This window comes from Streptomyces sp. CA-251387, from assembly GCF_050936625.1.
GTDB lineage: Bacteria > Actinomycetota > Actinomycetes > Streptomycetales > Streptomycetaceae > Streptomyces.
The window spans coordinates 6,122,607-6,145,775 of sequence record NZ_JBNJMJ010000001.1; the positions used below are offsets into that span (position 1 = coordinate 6,122,607).

21 protein-coding genes are annotated in these 23,169 nt (G+C 69.7%); 7 read left to right on the forward strand and 14 right to left on the reverse strand.

The window, feature by feature from the left end; genetic code table 11:
* The first annotated feature begins 130 nt into the window (after positions 1–130).
* Positions 131–1,078 (forward strand): LysR substrate-binding domain-containing protein, encoded by a 948-nt coding sequence (locus ACQEV2_RS27550; RefSeq protein ID WP_433046918.1) that lies wholly within the window; start codon positions 131–133, stop codon positions 1,076–1,078.
* A gap of 3 nt (positions 1,079–1,081) precedes the next feature.
* On the opposite strand, the gene ACQEV2_RS27555 is transcribed toward ACQEV2_RS27550, so the two are convergent.
* The 5 genes from ACQEV2_RS27555 to ACQEV2_RS27575 all read right to left on the reverse strand — a co-directional run bounded on the left by ACQEV2_RS27555 (position 1,082) and on the right by ACQEV2_RS27575 (position 5,926).
* Complete coding sequence (locus ACQEV2_RS27555) at positions 1,082–3,415, reverse strand: ABC transporter permease (protein ID WP_433046921.1); 2,334 nt, start codon at positions 3,413–3,415, stop codon at positions 1,082–1,084.
* Positions 3,412–4,101 carry an ABC transporter ATP-binding protein gene (locus ACQEV2_RS27560; protein ID WP_433046924.1) on the reverse strand — a complete coding sequence of 230 codons (690 nt, stop codon included), beginning with the start codon at positions 4,099–4,101 and terminating at the stop codon, positions 3,412–3,414. Before ACQEV2_RS27560 ends, ACQEV2_RS27555 begins: the two co-directional genes overlap by 4 nt.
* Entirely contained in the window at positions 4,098–4,622 is a 525-nt protein-coding gene (locus tag ACQEV2_RS27565; protein WP_147993470.1) for a PadR family transcriptional regulator, read from the reverse strand. Before ACQEV2_RS27565 ends, ACQEV2_RS27560 begins: the two co-directional genes overlap by 4 nt.
* A gap of 105 nt (positions 4,623–4,727) precedes the next feature.
* Positions 4,728–4,973 (reverse strand): hypothetical protein, encoded by a 246-nt coding sequence (locus ACQEV2_RS27570; RefSeq protein WP_384771583.1) that lies wholly within the window; start codon positions 4,971–4,973, stop codon positions 4,728–4,730.
* Positions 4,970–5,926 carry an SPFH domain-containing protein gene (locus ACQEV2_RS27575; RefSeq protein WP_433046929.1) on the reverse strand — a complete coding sequence of 319 codons (957 nt, stop codon included), beginning with the start codon at positions 5,924–5,926 and terminating at the stop codon, positions 4,970–4,972. The genes ACQEV2_RS27570 and ACQEV2_RS27575 overlap by 4 nt, the downstream gene beginning before the upstream one ends.
* A gap of 286 nt (positions 5,927–6,212) precedes the next feature.
* Here ACQEV2_RS27575 and ACQEV2_RS27580 point away from each other — a divergent pair, with 286 nt between their 5' ends.
* Positions 6,213–8,606, forward strand: coding sequence for a transglycosylase domain-containing protein (locus ACQEV2_RS27580; RefSeq protein ID WP_433046932.1), 2,394 nt, complete (start codon positions 6,213–6,215; stop codon positions 8,604–8,606).
* Between the two features lie 85 nt (positions 8,607–8,691).
* Here ACQEV2_RS27580 and ACQEV2_RS27585 read toward each other — a convergent pair whose 3' ends face one another.
* The 5 genes from ACQEV2_RS27585 to ACQEV2_RS27605 form a co-directional block, all read right to left on the reverse strand.
* The gene (locus tag ACQEV2_RS27585) at positions 8,692–9,105 is read right to left on the reverse strand and encodes a hypothetical protein (protein WP_433046935.1); all 414 of its coding nucleotides are present in this window, start codon (positions 9,103–9,105) and stop codon (positions 8,692–8,694) included.
* Positions 9,106–9,240: 135 nt separating this feature from the next.
* Positions 9,241–11,367, reverse strand: a complete 2,127-nt coding sequence (locus ACQEV2_RS27590; protein WP_433054823.1) for a SpoIIE family protein phosphatase — start codon at positions 11,365–11,367, stop codon at positions 9,241–9,243.
* 280 nt (positions 11,368–11,647) lie between these two features.
* On the reverse strand, positions 11,648–12,343 hold the full coding sequence (gene fomD, locus ACQEV2_RS27595) for a cytidylyl-2-hydroxypropylphosphonate hydrolase (RefSeq protein WP_433046938.1): 696 nt from the start codon (positions 12,341–12,343) through the stop codon (positions 11,648–11,650).
* A gap of 83 nt (positions 12,344–12,426) precedes the next feature.
* Positions 12,427–13,812, reverse strand: a complete 1,386-nt coding sequence (locus ACQEV2_RS27600; protein ID WP_433046941.1) for a class II fumarate hydratase — start codon at positions 13,810–13,812, stop codon at positions 12,427–12,429.
* A gap of 107 nt (positions 13,813–13,919) precedes the next feature.
* Positions 13,920–15,587: a fumarate hydratase gene (locus ACQEV2_RS27605; protein WP_433046944.1), complete on the reverse strand. Its 1,668-nt coding sequence runs from the start codon at positions 15,585–15,587 to the stop codon at positions 13,920–13,922.
* A gap of 171 nt (positions 15,588–15,758) precedes the next feature.
* Between ACQEV2_RS27605 and ACQEV2_RS27610 the strand changes: the two genes are divergently transcribed.
* Together ACQEV2_RS27610 and ACQEV2_RS27615 are read left to right on the forward strand one after the other, a co-directional pair.
* The gene (locus ACQEV2_RS27610; protein WP_433046947.1) at positions 15,759–16,451 is read left to right on the forward strand and encodes a DUF1707 SHOCT-like domain-containing protein; all 693 of its coding nucleotides are present in this window, start codon (positions 15,759–15,761) and stop codon (positions 16,449–16,451) included.
* 175 nt (positions 16,452–16,626) lie between these two features.
* A complete protein-coding gene (locus ACQEV2_RS27615) occupies positions 16,627–17,004 on the forward strand; it encodes a WhiB family transcriptional regulator (protein WP_398814398.1) in 378 nt (125 codons plus the stop codon).
* 135 nt (positions 17,005–17,139) lie between these two features.
* On the opposite strand, the gene glpX is transcribed toward ACQEV2_RS27615, so the two are convergent.
* Positions 17,140–18,177 (reverse strand): class II fructose-bisphosphatase, encoded by a 1,038-nt coding sequence (gene glpX, locus ACQEV2_RS27620; protein WP_398814401.1) that lies wholly within the window; start codon positions 18,175–18,177, stop codon positions 17,140–17,142.
* A gap of 128 nt (positions 18,178–18,305) precedes the next feature.
* On the opposite strand from glpX, the gene ACQEV2_RS27625 reads away from it, so the two are divergent.
* Positions 18,306–18,827, forward strand: coding sequence for a DUF4245 domain-containing protein (locus ACQEV2_RS27625; protein ID WP_433046952.1), 522 nt, complete (start codon positions 18,306–18,308; stop codon positions 18,825–18,827).
* Positions 18,828–18,895: 68 nt separating this feature from the next.
* On the opposite strand, the gene ACQEV2_RS27630 is transcribed toward ACQEV2_RS27625, so the two are convergent.
* From ACQEV2_RS27630 to xseA, 3 genes are all read right to left on the reverse strand, one after another.
* Complete coding sequence (locus tag ACQEV2_RS27630; protein ID WP_433046955.1) at positions 18,896–19,486, reverse strand: malonic semialdehyde reductase; 591 nt, start codon at positions 19,484–19,486, stop codon at positions 18,896–18,898.
* Between the two features lie 161 nt (positions 19,487–19,647).
* A complete protein-coding gene (locus ACQEV2_RS27635; protein WP_433046958.1) occupies positions 19,648–19,893 on the reverse strand; it encodes an exodeoxyribonuclease VII small subunit in 246 nt (81 codons plus the stop codon).
* A gap of 9 nt (positions 19,894–19,902) precedes the next feature.
* Complete coding sequence (xseA, locus tag ACQEV2_RS27640) at positions 19,903–21,135, reverse strand: exodeoxyribonuclease VII large subunit (protein ID WP_433046961.1); 1,233 nt, start codon at positions 21,133–21,135, stop codon at positions 19,903–19,905.
* 168 nt (positions 21,136–21,303) lie between these two features.
* Here xseA and ACQEV2_RS27645 point away from each other — a divergent pair, with 168 nt between their 5' ends.
* Both ACQEV2_RS27645 and ppgK read left to right on the forward strand, forming a co-directional pair.
* On the forward strand, positions 21,304–22,320 hold the full coding sequence (locus tag ACQEV2_RS27645) for a 4-hydroxy-3-methylbut-2-enyl diphosphate reductase (protein WP_433046964.1): 1,017 nt from the start codon (positions 21,304–21,306) through the stop codon (positions 22,318–22,320).
* An 88-nt stretch (positions 22,321–22,408) separates the two neighbouring features.
* Positions 22,409–23,158 carry a polyphosphate--glucose phosphotransferase gene (gene ppgK, locus ACQEV2_RS27650; RefSeq protein WP_433046967.1) on the forward strand — a complete coding sequence of 250 codons (750 nt, stop codon included), beginning with the start codon at positions 22,409–22,411 and terminating at the stop codon, positions 23,156–23,158.
* The last annotated feature ends 11 nt before the right edge of the window (positions 23,159–23,169 follow it).

Here is a 23,169-nt window from a genome sequence, read left to right on the forward strand (position 1 = left end):
CTCCTTGCAGCGAAGAGACACCCGTTCGTACAGGTGTCTCCCTTTGGGTTGGACCTTACCGATCCTGGCACAGGCTGCATTGATACGGGAAATAGCTACACTCGGTCGGGTTGATCGGAGGTACCTATTGATGACCGTGGGTAAGAGGAGACAGCCCAGCCTCGCCCAGCTGCGGGCCTTCGCCGCCGTCGCCGAACACCTCCACTTCCGGGACGCGGCCGCCGCGATCGGCATGAGCCAGCCCGCCCTGTCGGGTGCCGTCTCGGCGCTGGAGGAGACGCTCGGGGTCACGCTCCTCGAGCGCACGACCCGCAAGGTGCTCCTGTCACCCGCCGGCGAGCGTCTCGCCGTACGGGCGAAGGCGGTGCTGGCGGAGGTCGGGGCGCTGATGGAGGAGGCGGAGGCGGTCCGGGCGCCGTTCACCGGGGTGCTGCGCCTCGGGGTCATCCCGACTGTGGCGCCGTACCTGTTGCCCACGGTTCTGCGTCTGGTCCACGACCGCTACCCGCACCTGGACCTCCAGGTGCATGAGGAGCAGACCGCGAATCTCATCGAGGGCCTCACCAGCGGGCGCCTCGATCTGCTGCTGCTCGCCGTCCCCCTCGGCGTACCCGGTGTCGTCGAACTCCCGCTCTTCGACGAGGACTTCGTGCTCGTCACCCCGCTCGGCCACGGGCTGGGCGGCCGCGAGGGCATCCCGCGGGAGGCGCTGCGCGAGCTGAACCTGCTGCTCCTCGACGAAGGGCACTGCCTGCGCGACCAGGCCCTCGACATCTGCCGGGAGGCCGGTCGTGAGGACGCGCCGGTGACCACGACGGCCGCGGGACTGTCCACGCTCGTCCAGCTCGTCTCGGGCGGGCTGGGGGTGACCCTGCTGCCGCGCACCGCCCTCAAGCTGGAGACGACGCGCGGCAGCCGGCTCCTCACCGGCTACTTCGCCGACCCCGCCCCCACCCGCCGGGTCGCCCTCGCCATGCGGACGGGGGCCGCGCGCGGCGCGGAGTACGAGGAGCTGGCGGCCGCATTGCGAGAGGCTCTGCGGCCGCTGCCCGTACGGGTGTTGAACGGCAACGAGTGACCGTCACTCCGTGCGCAGCCCGTCCGGCCGCATCAGCCGCAGCAGCGGCGGCAGGCTGAGCAGCGTCACCACGAGGACGACCGCGGCGCCGACGCCGGTCATCGTCAGCACGCTCGCCCAGTCCACGCGCACCGAGGTGTCCGTCATCCGCAGCAGGACCGCACCCAGCGTCAGGCCCACCGTCGACGCCAGCAGCAGCCCCAGGCCGACCGGGATCGCCGTCTGCCAGAGCACCGACAGGCTCAGCGTGCTGCGCCGGGTGCCGAAGGCGACCAGGGACGACAGCAGCTTCTTGCGCTCGCGCAGCTGCTCCAGCTGGGAGACCAGCAGGCTCGCGCCGATCAGCAGCAGGACGCAGGTCGCGCCGACGAACAGCCCGGTGCGGATGGACTGGAACTCCAGCGAGCGCCTCGTGGCCGTCAGTGTGTACACGTCCGACAGCGGGTCGAGCCGTGCGGCGGTGTTGCGCGCGTAGTCGGCGGCGTCCGGCTCCGACAGGTCCAGCGAGAGGAACACCTGCTGGTACAGGCCGGCCTCCGCGGCCTCGGGCAGCGCGCCGGAGGTGAACAGCAGTCCGCTGCGCTCGTAGCCGGTCGGGTCCTGGCGTTGCTCCGCCGTCTTGATGCCGGAGGGCACCTTCCAGGCCACCGGGTGGCTCGTCGACCCGCTGTACTCCGGGTCGAAGTACAGAGTGCCGCCCGGTTCGGTGACCTTCTTCGTCTCGCTGTCGTACTCGCCGCCGACGATCCGGAAGACGTCGCCGTCCCGGCACGAGGCGAGCTTCGCCACTTCGCGCAGCTCGGCGCAGCTGCCGAGAGCCACCTCCACCGCGATGTCCGGTTCCTTGGCCCGTTCACCGGCCGAGCCCTGGGAGATGGCCGACGCACGGCGTACGCCCTTGGTCTGCGCCAGTTGCCGCCCGACCTCGGCCAGCGGGACGTCGCCGTGCACGGCGACCTGCATCTGAGCCCGGTTCAGGTCGTTGCCGGTGTCCTTGGTGTAGTCGCCCTCGACGCCGGAGAACAGCATCTGCAGCGCGATCGCCCCGGCCACCGCGACGGCGATGCCGTTGACCATGCGGGCGGCTGTGCCGCTGCTCAACTGCAGCCTGCGGACGGCCAGTTGCCAGGAGACCGAGCCGGAGTTCAGCCGGGCCACCACGGCCTCCACGATCCACGGCAGCAGCGCGGTGATGCCGATCAGCAGCAGCACGGTGCCGCCGATCACCAGCCACTGGTTGAAGTCCCCGTTGGCGTTGCCCTGCCCCACCATCGGGTACAGCAGGGCCAGGCCGCCCAGCGGCAGCAGCAGCCGCCACCACAGCCGGCGGCGCGGTGGCCTCGCCGTACGGACCACGCCGAGGGGCTCGATGACGACCCCGCGCAGCGCGAACAGCGTCACCAGGACCGCGGCGGCCGGGACGGCGACGGCAACCAGTACGGCGAGCGTCGGCGAGGGGTTGAGGTCGCTCGGGAACACGGTGATGTCCCGCACCTCCAGCAGGGCCGCCATCTGACGCCCCACCAGGAAGAAACCGGTGCCGAGGACCAGCCCGAGCAGCGCCCCGGCGAGCGCCTCGCCGCCCGCGATCCGGCGCGCCATCCGCCCGTCCGCGCCGACCAGCCGCAGCGCCGCGAGCCGCCGGTCCCGGCGCTCGCCGCCGAAGCGCACGGCCGCCGCGATGAACACCGCGACCGGCAGCAGCAGGACGATGAAGACGATCAGGACGAGCAGGAGCAGCACCGGGTCCAGGCCCTCATCCGTGTTCCCGGGGGAGGGGCCGAAGTAGTCGATGCGCTCGACGGAGCCGCCGGACAGCTGGTCCTCCAGGCCGGAGGCGCCCGCGTAGTAGGCGAGTTCGCCGGGCCCGATGAGCCCGTCCTGGGTGATGGTGCCGGCGACCTGATAGGGGATGCGCTCGCGCAGCAGCTTGCCGGAGTCGGACTTGAGCAGCCGGTCCAGCGCGGGAGAGACGACCATCTCGCCCTTCGCGGGGAACTTCTCGACGCCCGGCGGCAGCGGCGCCCGCGCCCCCTCGGGCTCCAGCATCCGGCCGCGTACGTCCTTGTCGCGGAACGTGGTGTCGGTGCGGGCGATGATCAGCGTGTCGTCCGCCTTCGGCAGCTTCTCCGCGCTGTACGTGAAGTCGTCCCGCGCGCTGCCACGCTGGTTGCGCTCGGACAGCGCGCTCGGGATGGCCGTCGTCAGCAGCAGCAACGCCACGCCGAGCCCGACCCCGACGGCCGTCAGCAGGGCCCGGACCCATCCCTCACGTCCGCCGGCGAAGGCGAACCGGACCCCCAGGCCCAGATCCTTGGCCCACTGACTCGCGCTCATACGACGCGCTCCATGTCCCGGGACTTGCCGTCCCGTACGACGATCTCGCGGTCGGAGTAGGCGGCGACCCGCGCCTCGTGCGTGACGAGGACGACGGCGGCGTTGGTCGACCGGGCGGCGTCCGTCAGCAGCTCCATCACGCGCTCGCCGTTGAGGGAGTCGAGCGCGCCGGTCGGCTCGTCGGCGAACAGCACACGCGGGTTGGTGACCAGCGCGCGGGCGACGGCGACGCGCTGCCCCTGACCACCGGAGACCTCACCGGGCCGCTTCTTCCTGAGGTCGTCGACCTCCAGCCGCTCCATCCAGATCAGGGCGGCCTTCTCGGCCTCCTTGCGGGAGGTGCCGTTCAGCCGCAGCGGAAGGGCGACGTTCTCGACGCAGGTCAACTCCGGTACGAGCTGCCCGAACTGGAAGACGAACCCGAACTCGGAGCGCCTGAGCGCGCTGCGCTGGGCGTCGTTCATGGTGGCCAGCTCGCGCCCGTTGTAGGTGATGGACCCGGAGTCGGGCGGCACGATCCCGGCGAGGCAGTGCAGCAGCGTCGACTTGCCGGAGCCGGACGGCCCCATGACGGCGACGACCTCGCCGGGATGGATGGAGAACTCGGCGCCGTCGAGGGCGACGGTCGGGCCGTAGGCCTTGCGCAGCTCTTCGGCCGCCAGCAGGGAACCGGGAGGCGGAGTCACTTGGTCACCACCTCGGCCAGCTTGTCGAGGCGCGCGGCGGTGAGTTCCAGCCAGCGCAGATCGGCCTCGAGGTGGAAGAGGGCGTGGTCGCAGATCAGCTGATCGGCGAGATCCCCCTTCCTCTTGCGGTCGGTGAGGATGCGCATCATGCGCAGGTGCTCGGCGCGCTGGGTGTCGAGGATGTCGGCCGCGTTGCGCCGGGTGAGCAGGGCGAGGACGACCTTGGTGTAGAGGGTCGACTGGAGGTACGGCTCGGGCTTCTCGGGCGTCGCGAGCCACCGTTGTACGTCGGTGATCCCGGCGTCCGTGATGGCGTACCGCTTCCGCTCGGGCCCGCCGCCGGGCTCGATCCCGTCGACCTCGACGAGCCCGTTCTTCAGCAGCCGGGACATCGTCGAGTAGACCTGGCCGTAGTGCAGCGGCCGGTCGTGACCGAACTTCTCGTCGAAGGCCCGCTTGAGGTCGTAGCCGTGGCGGGGGCCCGATTCCAGGAGCCCTAGAAGGGTGTGACCGATGGACATGACAGGGACTCTACACGGGGTGTATACCCCGCATGTATACGCGGAGTGTGTAGATCATGGCCTGGCGTACGGCACCCCAGGTGGGGGCCGATTGTCACGGTTCTGCTACTGAGACTCGGGTGGGTTCACGGGGGGACGGCCTCGGCGTGGAATCGGCTTGGCCTCACCCGGCAGCCGACCCGCCTCGGCGAGAGCGCGCCGCAGCAGGAACTCGATCTGGGCGTTGGCCGACCGCAGTTCATCACCGGCCCACCGCGCGAGCGCCTCGTACACGGACGGGTCGAGCCGCAGCAGCACCTGCTTGCGCTGCGGCCGACCTTGAGGGGCCGAACCCCCGGAGGGAACCGTCACTGGTAAAGGGTCCCGGTGTTGAGTACGGGCTGCGGTGCGCGGTCCCCGCACAGCACCACCATCAGGTTCGACACCATCGCCGCTTTCCGCTCCTCGTCCAGCTCCACGATGTCCCGCTCGGAGATCCGCGCGAGCGCCGCCTCGACCATGCCCACCGCCCCGTCGACGATCTGCCGGCGCGCCGCGACGACCGCCCCGGCCTGCTGCCGCTGGAGCATCGCGGAGGCGATCTCGGGAGCGTACGCGAGATGCGTGAAGCGCGACTCGATGATCTGCACCCCGGCCGCTTCCACGCGCGCGTGCAGTTCGGCGGCGAGCTTCTCGGTGATCTCCTCGGCGTTGCCGCGCAGCGACAGGCCGGCCTCGTCATGGGCGTCGTACGGGTACTCGATGGCGATGTGCCGCACCGCCGCCTCGGTCTGGGCGGAGACGAACTCCAGGAAGTCGTCCACCTCGAACGTGGCCTGCGCGGTGTCCTCGACCTTCCACACCACGACCGCGGCGAGCTCGATCGGGTTGCCGTAGGCGTCGTTGACCTTGAGGACCGCCGTCTCGTGGTTGCGGACGCGGGTCGAGATCTTCGTGCGGGACGTGAAGGGGTTCACCCAGCGCAGCCCGTCCTGCCGGATCGTCCCCCGGTACCGCCCGAAGAGCTGGACGACCCGCGCCTCGCCCGGCGCGACCATGTTCAGCCCGCACATCGCGAGGAGCGCGGCTATGCCGACCAGGATGCCGGTGATGATCAGCGACGCCTGGCCGCCACCCCCGGAGACGGCCGAGGCGCTCGCGATCAGGCCCGCGCCGAGCAGCAGTCCGACCAGGCCCAGTAGCAGGGCCAGTCCGCCCCCGATGCTGTGCGCTGTGAACTCGCGTACGCGCGGTGCGGGCATGTCGGGTACGTCGGCGGTGGTGGACGTGTGGTCGGTGGTGGCTGGTGTGTGGTCGGTGGCCATGGTGGTTCCCCCGTTTCATCCCATTCGTCCGGGAGGCCGTAGGCGGCTCCCGTCGGCTTTCGTAAGCCTCGTTCTAGCTAAGTGATATCACTTTACCCCACGCAGGCAACCCTATGCGTCTCTCAGCCGTCGGTTCCGGTGGGACAGGTGCTGATTGTCACGTCCGTAAAAGACCGGATCGGCCGTCCTTTGTCACAACTTCCGGTGTTAGCTTTCTGAGCTGACCTGAGCGACGAACCTGTGTGGCGGGAGCGCACACAACAGCGAAGCGGAGCGGAACGGACCCATGGGACGAGCGGAAGAGAGACGAGCGCGCCAGCGTGGTGGGCGCCGCGCCGCGCCCCGGCGCTCGTCGGAGATGCCGTCGGCCGCGGCCGGCGGCGACTCGATCACCGTGGTGGGCCCGTCGGGCGCCCCGGGAGGCCGGGCAGCGGCCCGCCGAGCGGCCAAGGCCGGGCGCAAGGGCGGCGACGGCAAGGGCCGAATACGCCGGCTCTTCACCTGGAAGAAGATCCTCGGCACGTTCCTCGGCGTGTGCCTGCTCGCCATCGGTTCCTTCATCGCGCTGTACCTGATGGTCGACATCCCCAGGGGCAACGCCGCCGCCCAGGCCGCCCAGCGCCAGAGCAACGTCTACAAGTTCAGCGACGGCACCACCCTGGCCCGCGCCGGCAAGGTCAACCGCGAGATCGTGGACCTGTCCAAGGTGCCCAAGAAGGTCCAGCGCACCTTTGTCGCGGCGGAGAACAAGTCCTTCTACCACGACAACGGCATCGACCTGAAGGGCACGGCCCGCGGTGTGCTCAACACGCTGATGGGCAAGGGCGCGCAGGGTGGTTCGACGATCACCCAGCAGTACGTCAAGAACTACTACCTCAGCCAGGAACAGACGGTCAGCCGCAAGCTCAAGGAGATGGTCATCTCCTTGAAGGTGGACCGGGAGATGACCAAGGACGAGATCCTCGCGGGCTACATCAACACCAGCTACTACGGCCGCAACGCCTACGGCATCCAGGCCGCGGCCCAGGCCTACTACGGCGTCGACGCCGAGAAGCTCAAGGTCGAGCAGGGCGCGTACCTCGCCGCATTGCTCCAGGCGCCGAGCCAGTACGACTGGACCGCCGCGTCCGACACCGGCAGGAAGCTGGTCAAGGCCCGTTGGAACTACGTCCTGGACAACATGGTCGAGGAGGGCTGGCTGGGCAAGTCCGAGCGCCAGGGCATGACGTTCCCCGAGCCGAAGGAGCCGAAGCCCACCGCCGGCCTCGAGGGCCAGAAGGGCTACTTCGTCGCGCTCGCCAACCGTCAGCTCGAGGACCAGCTGATGAAGCAGCAGGACCTCACCCGCTCCCAGGCCGAGGCCGCGGTCGTCGACCAGGGCTGGACCATCACCCTGAACATCGACAAGAAGAAGCAGGCCGCGCTGGAGAAGGCCGTCAAGACGCAGCTGACCAGCAAGCTGGACAAGAAGAAGCGGAAGGTCGACGCGGACATCCAGGCCGGCGCGGTCTCCGTCGACCCCAAGACGGGCAAGGTCGTGGCCCTCTACGGCGGCGTGGACTACTTCGACCACTACTTCAGCAACGCGACCCGCACCGACTACCAGCCCGCGTCGACGTTCAAGCCGGTGATCCTGGCCGCCGCCCTGGAGGAGAACGCCGAGACCCAGGACGGCAAGCCGATCACCGCGAACACGGTCTACGACGGCACCAGCAAGCGGCCGGTCGTGGACGACGGCACCAAGGTCGGGTTCGCCCCAGAGAACGAGGACGACTACAGCTACGGCGACGTCACCGTGCAGACGGCGATGAACAAGTCCATCAACTCCGTCTTCGCGCAGATGGGCGTCGACGTCGGCATGGAGAACGTCATGGACGTCGCCGCCAAGCTCGGCATGGACACCACCAACGAGGAGGCCGTACCCGCCCAGACCCTGGGCACCATGGGCGCCAGCCCGCTGCAGATGGCCGGGGTGTACGCCACCCTCGACAACCACGGCAAGAAGGTCACCCCGAGCATCATCAAGGCGGCCGAGCACAACAGCCGTGCGGTCACGCTGCCCGACCCGATCGGCGAGGAGGTCATCAGCCGCGAGACCGCCGACACCGTGACCTCGGTGCTGACGGGCGTGGTCGACGACGGTACGGCCCAGGAGTCCGTGGCGAACAACCCCAAGCGTGACGGTCAGAAGGTCGCCGGCAAGACGGGTACGTCCGACGACAACAAGTCGGCCTGGTTCACCGGCTACACACCGGACCTGGTGACCTCGGTGGGCCTGTTCGGTGAGGACGACAAGCCTCCGCACCGGCAGGTCAAGATGTACGGCGCCGGCGGCGAGGACCGTGTCAACGGTGGTGGCTTCCCGGCGGAGATCTGGGCGGCGTACATGTTCGGCGTGACAAAGCCGGACGCCAGGTTCGACCTCGACACCGACCAGGGCGCGGCGGTCCGGCCGACCTGGACGCCGACCCCGACCGAGGAGCCCACGACCCAGGAGCCGACGGAGGAACCGACGACTCAGAAGCCGACGGAGACGCCGACGACCGAAGAGCCGACGGAGACGCCGACGACCGAAGAGCCGACGGAGGAACCGACCACCGAGCCGCCCACGGTGGAGCCGACGGGCCGACCGACGGACGACGTCACCCTGGACCCGGTCAGGCCCGGCAACGGCCAGTGACAGCAAAGGGAAGGGCGCCCGGCGACACGCCGGGCGCCCTTCCCGCACCACCTCGCGGTGAACTCAGCCCTCGGTTGGTCGGACGTCAGGCGAGCGTGACCTCCCAGTCACTGCAGTTGCGAATGGAGTCCCTGCTGGCCTCGAGGCTGCCGGCCCAGTCGCCGATGCAGGCCTTGAAGTTGATGGTGGTTCCCTCGTAGAGGTCCATGTTGACGTCACGCACCGAGTTCACGCCGTCCCTGTTGAAGTACGTGAACCAGTGGTACCGGTCCTCGGACGCGTCCCACCAGCGGAACAGCGCGACCGCGGAGTGCCCGTCCTTCACGGTGTCCTTGATGAGCAGGTGGTCGCCGTCCTCTTTCCAGTCCACGCGCGATCCCGTGGGGAAGGACTCGGCGGTCCGGTCGTACTCACTCGCGTAGGCGACACCGCCCTGGGTGCCGGCCAGAACCGCGGCGCCGAGCAGCGCCATAAGCCCCCGCTGGGCAATCTTGTGCATGGATGTTCCCCCTTCATGGTGTACTGATCAACCGCATTCGAAAATATATGCGATCCCATGAGGGCGCGGGGGAAATTAATGGAGTTGATCCACTGTCAAAAAGGTCTGCTCGTCGCGGCATTCACGGAGTACGCGTCACCCCCGGTTCAACTCGAACCAGACGACCTTCCCGGTGCTCAACCGCGTCGCGCCCCATCGCCGGGCCAGCCGATTGACCAGGTACAGCCCACGGCCGCCCTCGTCCGTGGCCCGCGCCTGCCGAAGCCGCGGCAGCTGGGGTACGTCGTCCCCCACCTCGCAGCGCAGGACGTCGGTGCGCAGCAACCGCAGCGTCACCGGCCGGGAGGCGTAGCGGACGGCGTTCGTCACGACCTCACTGACGAGCAGCTCGACCGAGTCGGTGAGGTCCTCCATGCCCCAGCGGGCCAGGGCACGCCGCGCCAGCCGCCGGGCCCGCCCCGGGGCCGCGTCCTCCGGCTCCAGGAACCAGTACGCCACGTCGCTGGGCGCGATCCCGTCGAAGCGGGCGGCGAGAAGCGCGATGTCGTCGTCCCGGTCGCCCGGGCCGAGCATGTCCAGGACCTCGTCGCAGAGGGCTTCGAGGGGCGGCGGATGGTCGGGGCCGGTCAGCTGCGCGGTGGCGGCGAGCTTCTCGCGCAGCTGCTCTATGCCGGTCCACACGTCGCGCAGGCGGGACTCGACCAGGCCGTCGGTGTAGAGGAGCAGGGTCGCTCCGGCCGGCGCGTCCAGCTCCACGGCCTCGAAGTCGACGCCGCCGACGCCGATCGGCGCGCCCGCGGGCACGCGCAGCACCTCCGCGCGGCCGCCCAGGTGCAGCAGGACGGGCGGCGGATGGCCGGCGTTGGCGATGGTGATGCGGTGCGATACGGGGTCGTAGACCGCGTACAGGCAGGTCGCCATGCGGTCGGTGCCCAGTCGCTGGGCCTGTTCGTCGAGGTGGTGCAGGACCTCCTGCGGCGGCAGGTCGAGGCCGGCGAGGGTCTGGGCCGTCGTCCGCAGCTGGCCCATGATCGCGGCCGACGTCATGGAGTGGCCCATGACGTCACCGACGACCAGCGCCACACGGCTGCCCGGCAGCGGGATCGCGTCGTACCAGTCACCGCCCACCCGGGCGGTCTCGGCCGCCGGGAGGTAGCGGGACGCCAGCCGCACGCCCGTCGGACGCGGCAGCGTCTCCGGCAGCATCGTGCGCTGCAGCTCGTCGGCGATGTACGCCTCCCGGCCGTACAGCACCGCCTTGTCGATGCCGAGCGCGCTGTGCGTGGCGAGCTGGGCGGCGACGAGGAGGTCGTCCGGCTCGAAGGCCAGGCGCTCCGGGCGGCGCAGGAAGACCGCGGCGCCGATGACCCGGCGGCGGCCGCGCAGCGGGGCGAGGATCGCGCGCTGACCGTCGGGAATGATCAACTGCCCGTCGTCGCCGAGGAGTTCGGGCAGCGCGGCGCGAGCGGCGGGCGCGTCGGCGAAGACGGGACGTACGCCGCGCAGCACCTCGGCGAGCGCACCGCCCGGCCGCACCTCGCACAGTTCGGCGGTGAGGGCGGACAGTTCGGCCAGCTCGTTCGGCTCCTGCTGCTGTTGTGTCGGCAGGAAGCCGCCCTCGGTGTCGCGCTCCTCCGGGATCCGGTCGGTGCGGCGCAGCCGCAGCACGACGGGACCCGTGGGCCGCTCGTCGCCGACCGGCAGCGGGTCGCGCAGATAGACGAGGATCGCGTCGGAGAAGGTCGGCACGGTCGCCCGGCACAGCCCCATCACGATCTCGTCCAGGTCGATGCCGCGGGCGATCCGCCGGGTGGCGGCGCCCACGAAGCGCAGCCGGTCCCCGTCCCGCCGCATCGGCGTGGGCCGCCCGGGCGGCACCCCCTGACCGGTACGCCGCTCCGCGGACTCCTGTGACTGCTCGGTGCCCGGCTGGGGCGGTATGGCCTCCGGAACGGGCCGCGGCCGGTGTGTGTCGGGCTCGGCGGCGACGGAGGGCTGCGAGTGCTCGGGGCCGTTGCCGGCGATGACTGGGGGCTCCTTGCTCGGGCCGGACGGTGCGGTGGTGCCCGGCGTGGAAGGGGTCTCTCCGGTGCGCGCCTGCGCGGGTAAGGCGGCGGCGCCGCCAGGTGTGTGCGGCGGTGTGGCGTGCGCCGACGACGGCGTCGAGGTACGCACGAGCGCCCCGCGGGACTCCGCGGGGTCGACGCCCGTCTCAGGGCGTTCGAAGGAGGTCGGCTGCTCCGTCACGCCTTTCGAATCCATCCGTCCGGGGCTGCGCGCCACGCGTGCAGTGTGTCCCGCCGAAACTCCGATACCCGGAATACGTGCCCCAGGAACGGAATTCCCGCGTGGCCAGAGGCAGTTCCTGTGCCACCGGTGAGCCGTCTGCGGCCCGTACCGGTATTGCCCTGGTAACCCTCGCTCACGTCCTGCCGCCCCTCGGTGACGATCGGTCAAGCCTGGCGCGCACTCCGGTAGTTGTTCCTGCGCGCCCTTGCGGAGGACGATCCTACGTTTGTTGCCCGGGGGCGCATCAAGGGTCTCATGAGGACATGTGCACGGGTGCGCGATCCCAGTCCTCAGGCAAAGAAGGTACAGCCCAGGCGGGATCCGGGCGCCACTGCGGCCAGCCGTCGGCGAACGGCGGCCCCCAGGCACGGATCACCTCGACCGCGTCACGCCCGGCGTCCCGCACCTGCGCGGCCAGCGGTTCGTCGATCAGCCCGTCCCGCTGGGCCTGCGCGAACTCGTCCTCGTCCCGCCAGTGCCAACTGCGGTCCGGGTGCACGGAGATGTCGAGAAAGTGGTCCTCGGAGTCCACCCCGCCCGCCCAACGGGCCAGCGGCTCCTCAAGATTCACGTACCAGTTCTTGAACTGCCACCCGGGCTCCCAGAACAACCACACCGACCACGGTTCACCGGGCCTGGCGAGCTTCAGCACCCCGGTCCCGAACCACCGGTCGCGCTGAACGGTGCGCGGCTTGGTGTACCGCGTCTCAAGCGGCTCCAGGTGCACGGCGGTTCCGTCGGCGAGCACCGGCTTGATGCACTCCGTCCCCGGCGCCAGCCATACGGCGAGGATCTCGTCGTCGTCCCGTACGACGGTCACGGGACGCGCGATGTGGAAGCGACGGCCGGCGTTCTCCCGGTACCGCCACAGGATCTGTGTCCCGGGCGCCCAGAAGCCCGTCGACCCGCCCGCTTCCACTTCCGTCGTCACCGCTCCACCGTCTGCCATGAACAGATATTAGGTGCCACAGGCATACGACGCTGCGGCGCCCGTCACGGTTCACGCCGCAGCGAAGACAGAACGACGACTCGTTACGGCCGCGTCATCCGCAGGACATCCAGGGCCTCGTCCAACTGCTGAAGTGTGAGGTCACCGCGCTCCACGTACCCGCTCTCCAGGACGACTTGGCGGATCGTCTTGCGCTGCGCGAGGGCCTTCTTGGCGACCTTGGCGGCCTCCTCGTACCCGATGTACTTGTTGAGCGGCGTGACCACGGAGGGTGACGACTCGGCATACTCCAGGGCCCGTTCGCGGTGGGCGACGATGCCGTCGACGGTCCGGTCGGCGAGCAGCCGCGAGACATTGGCCAGCAGCCGGATGGACTCCAGGACATTCTTCGCGATGACCGGGAGCATCACGTTCAGCTCGAAGTTGCCGGCGGCTCCGGCGGTGGCCACGGTGGCGTCATTGCCGATGACCTGCGCGGCGACCATGAGCACGGCCTCGGGGATGACCGGGTTGACCTTGCCGGGCATGATCGACGACCCCGGCTGGAGGTCGGGCAGGCTGATCTCCGCGAGCCCGGTGCGCGGCCCGGACGACATCCACCGCAGGTCGTTCGCGATCTTCGTCAGGCCGACCGCGATGGTCCTGAGCTGCCCACTGGTCTCGACGATGCCGTCCCGCGCGCCCTGCGCCTCGAAGTGGTCCCGCGCCTCGGTGAGCGGCAGCCCGGTGGCGCGGGCCACCTCCTCGATGACGGCGGCGGAGAAGCCGGGGGGCGTGTTGATGCCGGTGCCGACGGCCGTACCGCCGAGGGGCAGTTCGGCGAGCCGGGGGAGGGAGGCGCCGAGCCGCTCGACGCCGTACCGCACCTGGGCGGCGTACCCGCCGAACTCCTGCCCCAGCGTCACGGGCGTGGCGTCCATGAGATGAGTACGGCCGGACTTCACGACATCGGCGAACTCCTCGGCCTTGCGGGTGAGGGAGTCGGCGAGGTGCTCGAGGGCCGGGACGAGGTCGCGGGTGACGGCGGCGGTGGCGGCGATGTGGATGGAGGAGGGGAAGACGTCGTTGGACGACTGGGACGCATTGACGTGGTCATTGGGATGGACGTCCCGCCCGAGCCGCTCGGTCGCGAGGGTGGCGATGACCTCGTTGGTGTTCATGTTGGACGAGGTCCCGGACCCCGTCTGGAACACATCCACGGGGAAGTGCTCGTCCCACCGTCCCTCGGCGACCTCGTCAGCGGCTTCCTGAATGGCCTCGGCGATGTCCTTGTCGAGCACCCCGAGCCGCGCGTTCACCTTCGCGGCGGCGCCCTTGATCCGGGCGAGCGCCTCGATGTGGGCCCGCTCGATGCGCTGGCCGGAGACGGGGAAGTTCTCGACGGCACGCTGCGTCTGCGCGCGCCACTTCGCTTCGGCGGGGACCCGTACCTCGCCCATGGAGTCGTGCTCGATGCGGTAGTCGCTCATACCCGGTACAGCGTGGGGGTGGGTGCGGTTGTTCCGGGGTTGGCCCGCTTGGGGGCGCAGAATCCATCAGCGGCTTCGCTGCGGGCCACCCCGCCGCACCCGAGGCGCTACGCCAGCCCGGGCCCCCGTACCGGAATCGACGTGAACGTCGGCTGGGGCGCCGGGTCCTGGAAGAAGTCGTTGCCCTTGTCGTCGACCACGATGAACGCCGGGAAGTCCTCGACCTCGATCTTCCAGACGGCCTCCATGCCGAGCTCCTCGTACTCGACGACCTCGACCTTCTTGATGCAGTCCTGGGCGAGCCGGGCGGCGGGCCCGCCGATGGAGCCGAGGTAGAACCCGCCGTGTGCCGCGCACGCGTCCGTGACCTGCTTGCTCCGGTTGCCCTTCGCCAGCATCACCTTGGAGCCACCCGCCGCCTGAAACTGCTCGACGTAGGAGTCCATGCGGCCGGCCGTCGTAGGACCGAAGGAGCCCGACGCGTACCCCTCCGGCGTCTTGGCCGGCCCCGCGTAGTACACCGGGTGGTCCTTCAGGTACTGCGGCATCTCCTCACCCGCATCCAGCCGCTCCTTGATCTTGGCGTGCGCGATGTCGCGGGCCACGACCAGCGGCCCGGTGAGGGAGAGACGGGTCTTGACCGGGTACTTGGTCAGCTCGGCGAGGATGTCGTCCATCGGCTGGTTGAGGTCGATCTTGACGACGTCCCCGTCGGCCTCAAGATGCTCCTCCGTCGTCTCCGGCAGGAAGCGCGCCGGGTCCGTCTCCAGCTGCTCCAGGAAGACGCCCTCCGCGGTGATCTTCGCGACGGCCTGCCGGTCGGCGGAGCAGGAGACGGCGATGGCGACCGGGCAGGAGGCACCGTGCCGCGGCAGACGCACCACGCGTACGTCGTGGCAGAAGTACTTCCCGCCGAACTGGGCCCCGATCCCGATCCTCTGCGTCAGCTCGAAGACCTTCTCCTCCAGCTCCTTGTCCCGGAACCCGTGCCCGAGCGGCGAGCCCTCGGCCGGAATCTCGTCCAGGTAGTGCGCGGAGGCGTACTTCGCGGTCTTGAGGGCGTATTCCGCACTCGTACCACCCACGACGATCGCCAGGTGGTACGGCGGACAGGCGGCCGTACCCAGCGAACGGATCTTCTCCTCCAGGAACTTCATCATGGAGGCCTCGTTCAGGACGGCCTTCGTCTCCTGGTACAGGAAGGACTTGTTGGCGGAGCCGCCGCCCTTCGCCATGAACAGGAACTTGTAGGCGCCGCCGTCGGTGGCGTACAGCTCGATCTGGGCCGGCAGGTTCGACCCGGTGTTCTTCTCCTCCCACATGGTGAGCGGAGCCATCTGCGAGTACCGGAGATTGAGCTTGGTGTACGCGTCGTAGATGCCGCGCGACAGGGCTTCCTCGTCCTCGCCCTGCGTCAGTACGTTCTGCCCGCGCTTGCCCATCACGATCGCCGTACCGGTGTCCTGGCACATCGGCAGGACACCCGCCGCCGCGATGTTCGCGTTCTTCAGCAGGTCCAGGGCGACGAACTTGTCGTTGCTCGACGCCTCGGGGTCGTCGATGATGCGGCGCAGCTGGGCGAGGTGGGCGGGGCGCAGGTAGTGCTGGATGTCGTGCATGGCCTCCTCGGCGAGCTTGCGCAGCGCCTCGGGCTCCACCTTGAGGAACGTCCGCCCGTCGGCCTCGAAGGTGGAGACACCCTCGGAGGTCACCAGCCGGTACGGGGTGGTGTCCTCTCCCATGGGGAGCAGATCGGTGTACGCGAACTCAGGCATGTCGCCCATTCCTCACTCGACAGACAGCGCGGCTGACCTCCATTGGCAGCGCCCACCAGCGTAGAACCTGCCACTGACGGCGAGCTTGTGAGGTAAGGCTCAGTTCGACCACCACCGACCGGACCCATACGGGGGCTATCGCGATCTATCGTGTTTGGGTACGCTGCTGCCGTGGACCTTCAGAAGCAGACCGCACCCGCTGCCGCCACCGAGCTACGCGCGTCCGACGCCGATCGCGACCGGATCGCCGACATCCTGCGCGAGGCCCTGGCCGAGGGCCGCCTCACGGCCGACGAGCACGCCGAGCGCGTCGAGGGCGTGCTGGCCGCCAAGACGGTCGGCGAACTGGACGTCTTCATACGGGACCTGCCCGCCGCCCACCAGCGCCGCGCACCCCACATCCCGGCCGCCGGCCGCCCCGCCCCCGCCGCGATCCCGGCCGACCCCGACGACAACGTGGTCGCGGTCTTCAGCAGCGCCGTCCGCAAGGGCCGCTGGCGCGCGGGCCGCCGAATCCATGCGTACGCGATCTTCGGCAGCGTGGAGATAGACCTCAGTGAGGCGCTCTTCGAGTACCAGCAGGTCGTGATCAGGGCGATCTCGGTCTGCGGCAGCGTCGAGGTGCGCGTCCCGGAGAACGTCTCGCTGCGCGGCACCGGCGGCGGTGTGCTCGGCGCCTTCGAGGTGGACCACCTCGACGCGGAGGACCCCGAGGCACCGGTCGTCCAGGTCGACGGCTGGGCCGTGCTCGGCAGCATCGAGGGCAGGCCGAAGCGGGGCAAACTCGTCGCCGACATTCTCGACCGCGTTCAGCGCAGCGTCGACAAGGGCACCAAGAGTTTGCGCAAGCATTTGGATCGTTGACGGTTGTGAATCGAACCGATTCCCACCCGCCTTCAGGGCTCTGCCGATCGCCGTACAGCGGCGCGCAGGACCCCCCGAAATCCAGCGGTTCGGAACTGACTGCATAGGCGCGCGCACAGCGGGTAGACCTTGCTGCATCGTCTCTCGCTCGCGAAGCCGTCGTCAGGAGTAGACCGTGCTGCAACCGCCGCATTCGTCCCTGCAGGTAGCTGCCGTTCCGGCCCAGCGGGTGCCAGTGCGAGACAGGGACCAAGACGCCCCGTGGCATACCGAGGCCGTGTGCCGCCGCGACGAGGCCGGCCTGTTCTTCGCCCCCTCAAAGGAGCCCACCGCGGCCCGTCTCTCCCGTGAGGAGGCGGCCAAGCGAGTCTGCGCCCGCTGCCCGGTCATGGTCGAGTGTCGCGAACACGCCCTCCTCCAGCCCGAGCCCTACGGCGTCTGGGGCGGCCTCACCGCAGCGGAACGCCGAGTGGTCCTGGCGAGGCGCCGACGCCGCGAAATGGAACTGAAGAAGGCGGCGAGGACGGCGAACCGCATAGCGCAGGCGGGCTGAGAAGCAGCAAAAAAGGGCGCCCCCTCCGCACCGGGGGCGCCCAACGCCCTTAAGGGGCGCGGGGAACTGCGCGATCAACCACGGACAACCGGCAGTCGCCAACGACCCGCAGTCCCCGAGCTATCAGGCGCCAATTCACTTCGCCCTGTCGAAGTCGATCGCGCTGTAAGCCCGCAGCTTGCTCAGCCGGTGCTCGGAATCGATCCTCCGCACCGTCCCCGACTTCGACCGCATCACGATCGAGTCGGTCGTCGCGGTCTCCGACCGGTACCGCACACCCCGCAGCAACTCACCATCGGTGATCCCGGTCGCGACGAAGAACACGTTGTCCCCGGCGACCAGGTCATCGGTCATCAGCACCCGGTCCAGGTCGTGCCCGGCGTCAATGGCCCGCTGCCGCTCCTCGTCGTCCTTGGGCCACAGCTTGCCCTGGATGGTCCCGCCGAGGCACTTCACGGCACACGCCGAGATGATCCCCTCCGGCGTACCGCCGATACCGAGCAGCATGTCGACGCCGGTGCCCTCACGCAGTGCGTAGATCGACCCGGCGACGTCGCCGTCCGAGATCAGCTTGATGCGCGCACCCGCGTCCCGGATCTCCTTGATGATGCCCTCGTGCCGGGGCCGGTCGAGGATGACGACGGTGACGTCCTCGGGCGTCGACCGCTTCGCCTTGGCGACCCGGCGGATGTTCACTTCCACGGGCGCGTTGATGTCGACGAAGTCGGCGGCCTCGGGACCGGTGACGAGCTTGTCCATGTAGAAGACGGCCGACGGGTCGAACATGGACCCACGGTCGGCCGCGGCGAGCACGGAGATCGCGTTGGGCATGCCCTTCGCGGTCAGGGTGGTCCCGTCGATCGGGTCGACGGCGATGTCGCATTCGGGCCCGGTGCCGTCGCCGACCCGCTCCCCGTTGAAGAGCATCGGTGCCTCGTCCTTCTCGCCCTCACCGATGACGACGACGCCGTTCATCGACACGGTGTGGACGAGGGTCCGCATGGCGCGCACCGCGGCACCGTCGGCGCCGTTCTTGTCGCCGCGCCCGACCCAGCGGCCCGCGGCCATCGCCGCGGCTTCGGTCACACGGACCAGTTCCAGGGCGAGGTTGCGGTCGGGGGCTTCGCTGGGTACTTCGAGTTCGGTCGGCAGATGATGATGATTCTCGGTCATCGGAGCGCACCTTTCTGATACGACGACGGCCGGATGAGGGTGACGGCCCTGACTCTATCCCCGGGTGGGCAGGATGAGCAGGGGGCCCCACGGATGAGCAGGCCAGGGTACCTGCGACGATAGGGGGCGTGGCAGGTTCGAACGGCAAGCAGAAGTCGGTCCGGAACATGGTCCTCTCCCTCGGGGTGACCGTGCTCGCGGCTGGGGGCATCTATCTCTTCGTTCCCCATGAGGAGGGCGACCCCGACCTCCCGCGGGTCGACTACCGCGTGGAGCTGCTGACGGCCCGCCGTGCGGCGTCCTACCCGGTGGCCGCGCCGCAGGGCCTGCCCGACTCCTGGAAGGCGACCTCCGTCCGCTTCCAGGGCGACGACTTCGACGCCTGGCATCTCGGCTTCCACACCCCCGACGGGGAGTACGCCCAGATCGAGCAGTCGACCCAGAAGCCGTCGACGTTCCTCGAAGAGGCCACCCAGGGCGCGCGGGAGACCAAGGTCACCCAGAAGATCGGCGACCGGACGTGGACGCGGTACACGGGCGGCCGATACGACGCGCTCGTGCACCAGGAGAAGGGCGCGACGACCGTGGTGGCGGGCACGGGCTCGTTCGAGCAGCTGACGCAGCTGGCCAAGGCCCTGAAGGCGGAGTGACCGTATGGGCATGGCGAAGGCCCCCGGGTGTTGGGTGATCCCGGGGGCCTTCGCCGTGCACGGGTCGGTCAGACCGTGGTGACGACCTCGTCGAACTCCAGGCGCGGGGAGCGCGGGTACCAGGCGTCGGGGCCCGGCTTGCCGATGTTGACGACCATCAGCGGGGTGTGGTCGTCGTCCAGGAACTCCTTGCGGACGCCCTCGAAGTCGAAGCCGGTCATCGGGCCGGCGGCCAGTCCGGCGGCGCGGACGCCGACGATGAAGTACGCGGCCTGCAGGGCGGCGTTCATCCCGGCGGCGTGCTCACGGGCGGCGCGCTCGCTGAAGAAGACGTCCTTCGCCTGCGGGAAGGCCGGGAAGAGGTGCGGCAGCTCCTCGTGGAACTCGTTGTCCGCGGAGAGGATCGCGACCAGCGGGGCGGCGGCGGTCTTGGCCTGGTTGCCCTCGGCCATGTGCTGCACCAGGCGCTCACGGGCCTCGGCGGAGCGGACCAGGGTGATGCGCAGGGGGGTCTGGTTGAAGGCGGTGGGGCCGTACTTGACCAGGTCGTAGATCGCCTGGATCTGCTCCTCGGTCACCGGCTCGTCGGTGAAGGCGTTCGCGGTGCGGGCCTCGCGGAACAGCAGGTCCTGGGCGGCGGGGTCAAGGACGAGAGACATGCGTGAACCTTCTCGGGTGTGCGTCGTGCGTAAACGGACCGGGGACCGGTTCCGGTGTCGACGGTACGCAAGTCAAGTTCAAGTTTCAACAAATGGCGCGTCCTGGTGATCCGCCTCACAGCCCACCCCTGCACCTACGACACCCCGCCGCCGTCTTCGCTCTACGACTCGCCCTCGCCCTCGCCGCCCCCCTGCTCGGCCTCGGCCTCCTCGGCGAGCGCCGCGTCCAGGCGTGCCCGTGCACCCTCCAGCCAGCGCCGGCACACCTTGGCCAGCTCCTCGCCCCGCTCCCACAGCGCGAGGGACTCCTCCAGCGTCGTACCGCCCGCCTCCAGCCGCCGTACGACCTCGATCAGCTCGTCCCGGGCCTGCTCGTAGCCCAGTGCCTCTTCCACCTTGCTGGTCATTCGCCCACCCTATGCATCGGCCTGTGCGTCGACGTGCGCGTCGACCCGTACGGAGAACTCACCGTCGGCGACCCGCGCCCGCAGCGCCTCGTCCGCCGCCACCTCACCCGGGTCACGGACCACGTGCCCGTCGGCCTTCTGCAGCACCGCATAACCCCGTTTCAGGGTCGCCGCGGGGGAGAGCGCCACCACGCGTGCGTGCGTGTGCGTCAGCTCGGACTCGGCCCGGTCGAGATGGTGGCCGAGGCAGCGGCGACCGCGGTCGAGGAGCGAGGCCACATGATCGGCCCGCTCGTCGATCATCCGGTGCGGATCCTCTATCGAGGGCCGCGCGAGGGCGTGGGCGAGCCCGCGCTCCTCCCGTTCGATGAACGCCTCGACGCACCGCCGGGCGCGGTCACGCAGCAGCCGTACGCGCTCGTACTCCTCGCCGACGTCCGGTACGACCTTCTTGGCGGCGTCGGTGGGGGTGGAGGCGCGCAGGTCGGCGACGTGGTCGAGGAGGGGATTGTCCGGCTCGTGCCCGATGGCGGACACGACGGGCGTGCGGCACGCGGCGACGGCCCGGACGAGCTGCTCGTCGGAGAAGGGCAGCAGATCCTCGACGCTCCCGCCCCCACGGGCGACGATGATCACATCCACGTCGTCCATCTCGTCGAGCTCTTTGACCGCCTGCATGACCTGCGGCACGGCGTGCACGCCCTGCACGGCGACGTTGCGCACCTCGAAGCGGACGGCGGGCCAGCGGTGGCGGGCGTTCTCCAGCACGTCCCGCTCGGCGGCGGAGGCGCGCCCGCAGACGAGGCCGATGAGCTGAGGGAGGAAGGGGAGAGCCTTCTTCCGCTCCGGCGCGAAGAGCCCCTCGGCGGCGAGGGCCTTCTTCAGCATCTCCAGCCGGGCGAGCAGCTCGCCGACGCCGACGGGCCTTATCTCGGCGGCTCGCAGGGAGAGCTGACCGCGCGGGGCGTACCACTCGGGCTTGGCGAGCACGACGACCCGGGCGCCCTCGCTCACCACGTCGGACACGGCGTCGAACACCTGCCGATACGCCGTCACGCTCACGGAGATGTCGTACGACGGATCCCGCAACGTCAGAAACACGACGCCGGCACCGGGCCGCCGCGACAACTGCGTGATCTGCCCCTCGACCCAGATCGCCCCGAGCCGGTCGATCCACCCCCCGATGAGCCGCGACACCTCACCGACGGGCAGGGGCGATTCGGGCGACGTGTTCACAGCCATGCGCCGAGCGTAACGGCCCCCACCGACAACACGCGGCGCGTGGGTGACGGGTTGGTGGGGAGACGGACGGCAGGTTGTGAGGGGTGGGAAACGACGGGTGCGGACGAGGTGGGCAGGCGGTGGGCAGGCGGGCGACGTCGATCTCCGGCCCGCGAACGCACCCGTACGATGGGGTGCATGACTGCTTCGCCTGGCCGCCGTGTCCTGCTCGCCGCCCCCCGTGGCTACTGCGCGGGCGTGGACCGCGCCGTGATCGCCGTCGAGAAAGCCCTGGAGCAGTACGGCGCTCCGGTGTACGTCCGGCACGAGATCGTCCACAACAAGTACGTCGTGCAGACCCTGGAGAGGAAGGGCGCCATCTTCGTCGAGCAGACGGAGGAGGTCCCGCCGGGGAACATCGTCATGTTCTCGGCGCACGGCGTCGCCCCGACCGTCCACGAAGAAGCCGAGCGCGGCAAGCTCGCCACCATCGACGCGACCTGCCCCCTGGTCACCAAGGTCCACAAGGAAGCCGTCCGCTTCGCCAATGAGGACTACGACATCCTCCTGATCGGGCACGAGGGCCACGAAGAGGTCATCGGCACGTCCGGCGAGGCCCCCGACCACATCCAGCTCGTCGACGGTCCGAAGGACGTCGCCAAGGTGGAGGTCCGCGACCCGTCGAAGGTCGTGTGGCTGTCGCAGACCACCCTCTCCGTCGACGAGACCATGGAGACCGTCGACGCGCTGAAGGAGAAGTTCCCGCAGCTGATCTCCCCGCCCAGTGACGACATCTGCTACGCCACGCAGAACCGCCAGCTCGCGGTGAAGCAGATGGGCGCCGAGGCCGAGCTGGTCATCGTGGTCGGCTCCCGCAACTCCTCCAACTCCAAGCGCCTGGTCGAGGTCGCCAAGCTGGCCGGCGCGCGCGAGGCCTACCTCGTGGACTTCGCCAGCGAGATCGACGAGGCCTGGCTGGAGGGCGTCACGACGGTGGGCGTCACCTCCGGCGCCTCCGTCCCGGAGGTCCTCGTGGAGGAGGTCCTGGAATGGCTCGGACAGCGGGGCTACGGCGACGTCGAACTCGTCAAGGCGGCCGAGGAGTCCATCACCTTCTCCCTGCCGAAGGAACTGCGCCGGGACCTGCGCGAGGAGGCGGCGGCGCTGATCGCCGAGCGCACCGCGTCCGGCGAATCCGAGGAGTGACTGATCCGGCGACTCCGGCGACTGTGACGACTGACTGATCCGGCGACACCGGGGAGTGACTGTCAGTCCTCCGTCGTAACGTAGGGCCATGCAGATCTTCGGCGTGGACATCGGTGGATCCGGGATCAAGGGCGCCCCGGTGGACCTGGACAGGGGCGACCTCGCTCAGGAGCGCTTCAAGGTGCTCACTCCGCACCCGGCCACGCCCGACGGGGTGGCCGACGGCGTGAAGCAGGTCGTCGAGCACTACGGCTGGACGGGGCCGGTCGGGCTCACCTTCCCCGGCGTGGTCACCGACGGATCCACGATCCGTACGGCGGCGAACGTCGACAAGAGCTGGATCGACACCGACGCGCGCGCGTTGTTCAGCGAACGCCTCGGCGGCCTCCCGGTGACGGTGGTCAACGACGCGGACGCGGCCGGCGTGGCCGAGATGCACTTCGGCGCGGGCCGCGACCGCCGCGGCACCGTGATCCTGCTCACGTTCGGCACGGGCATCGGCAGCGCGCTGTTCATCGACGGCGCCCTGGTCCCCAACACCGAGCTGGGCCACCTCGAACTCCACGGCCACGACGCCGAGAAGCGCGCCTCCAGCAAGGCCAAGGAGGACGAGGAGCTCACGTGGGAGCACTGGGCCCACCGCGTCCAGAAGTACCTCGCCCATGTCGAGATGCTGTTCTCCCCGGAGCTGTTCATCATCGGCGGCGGGGTGAGCCGGAAGTCCCACAAGTTCCTGCACCACATCGAGGGCATCAAGGCGGAGATCGTCCCGGCCCAGCTGCAGAACAACGCGGGGATCGTGGGGGCGGCGATGCGGGCGGCGGAGAAGGACCGCTAGGGCCTGCCCCG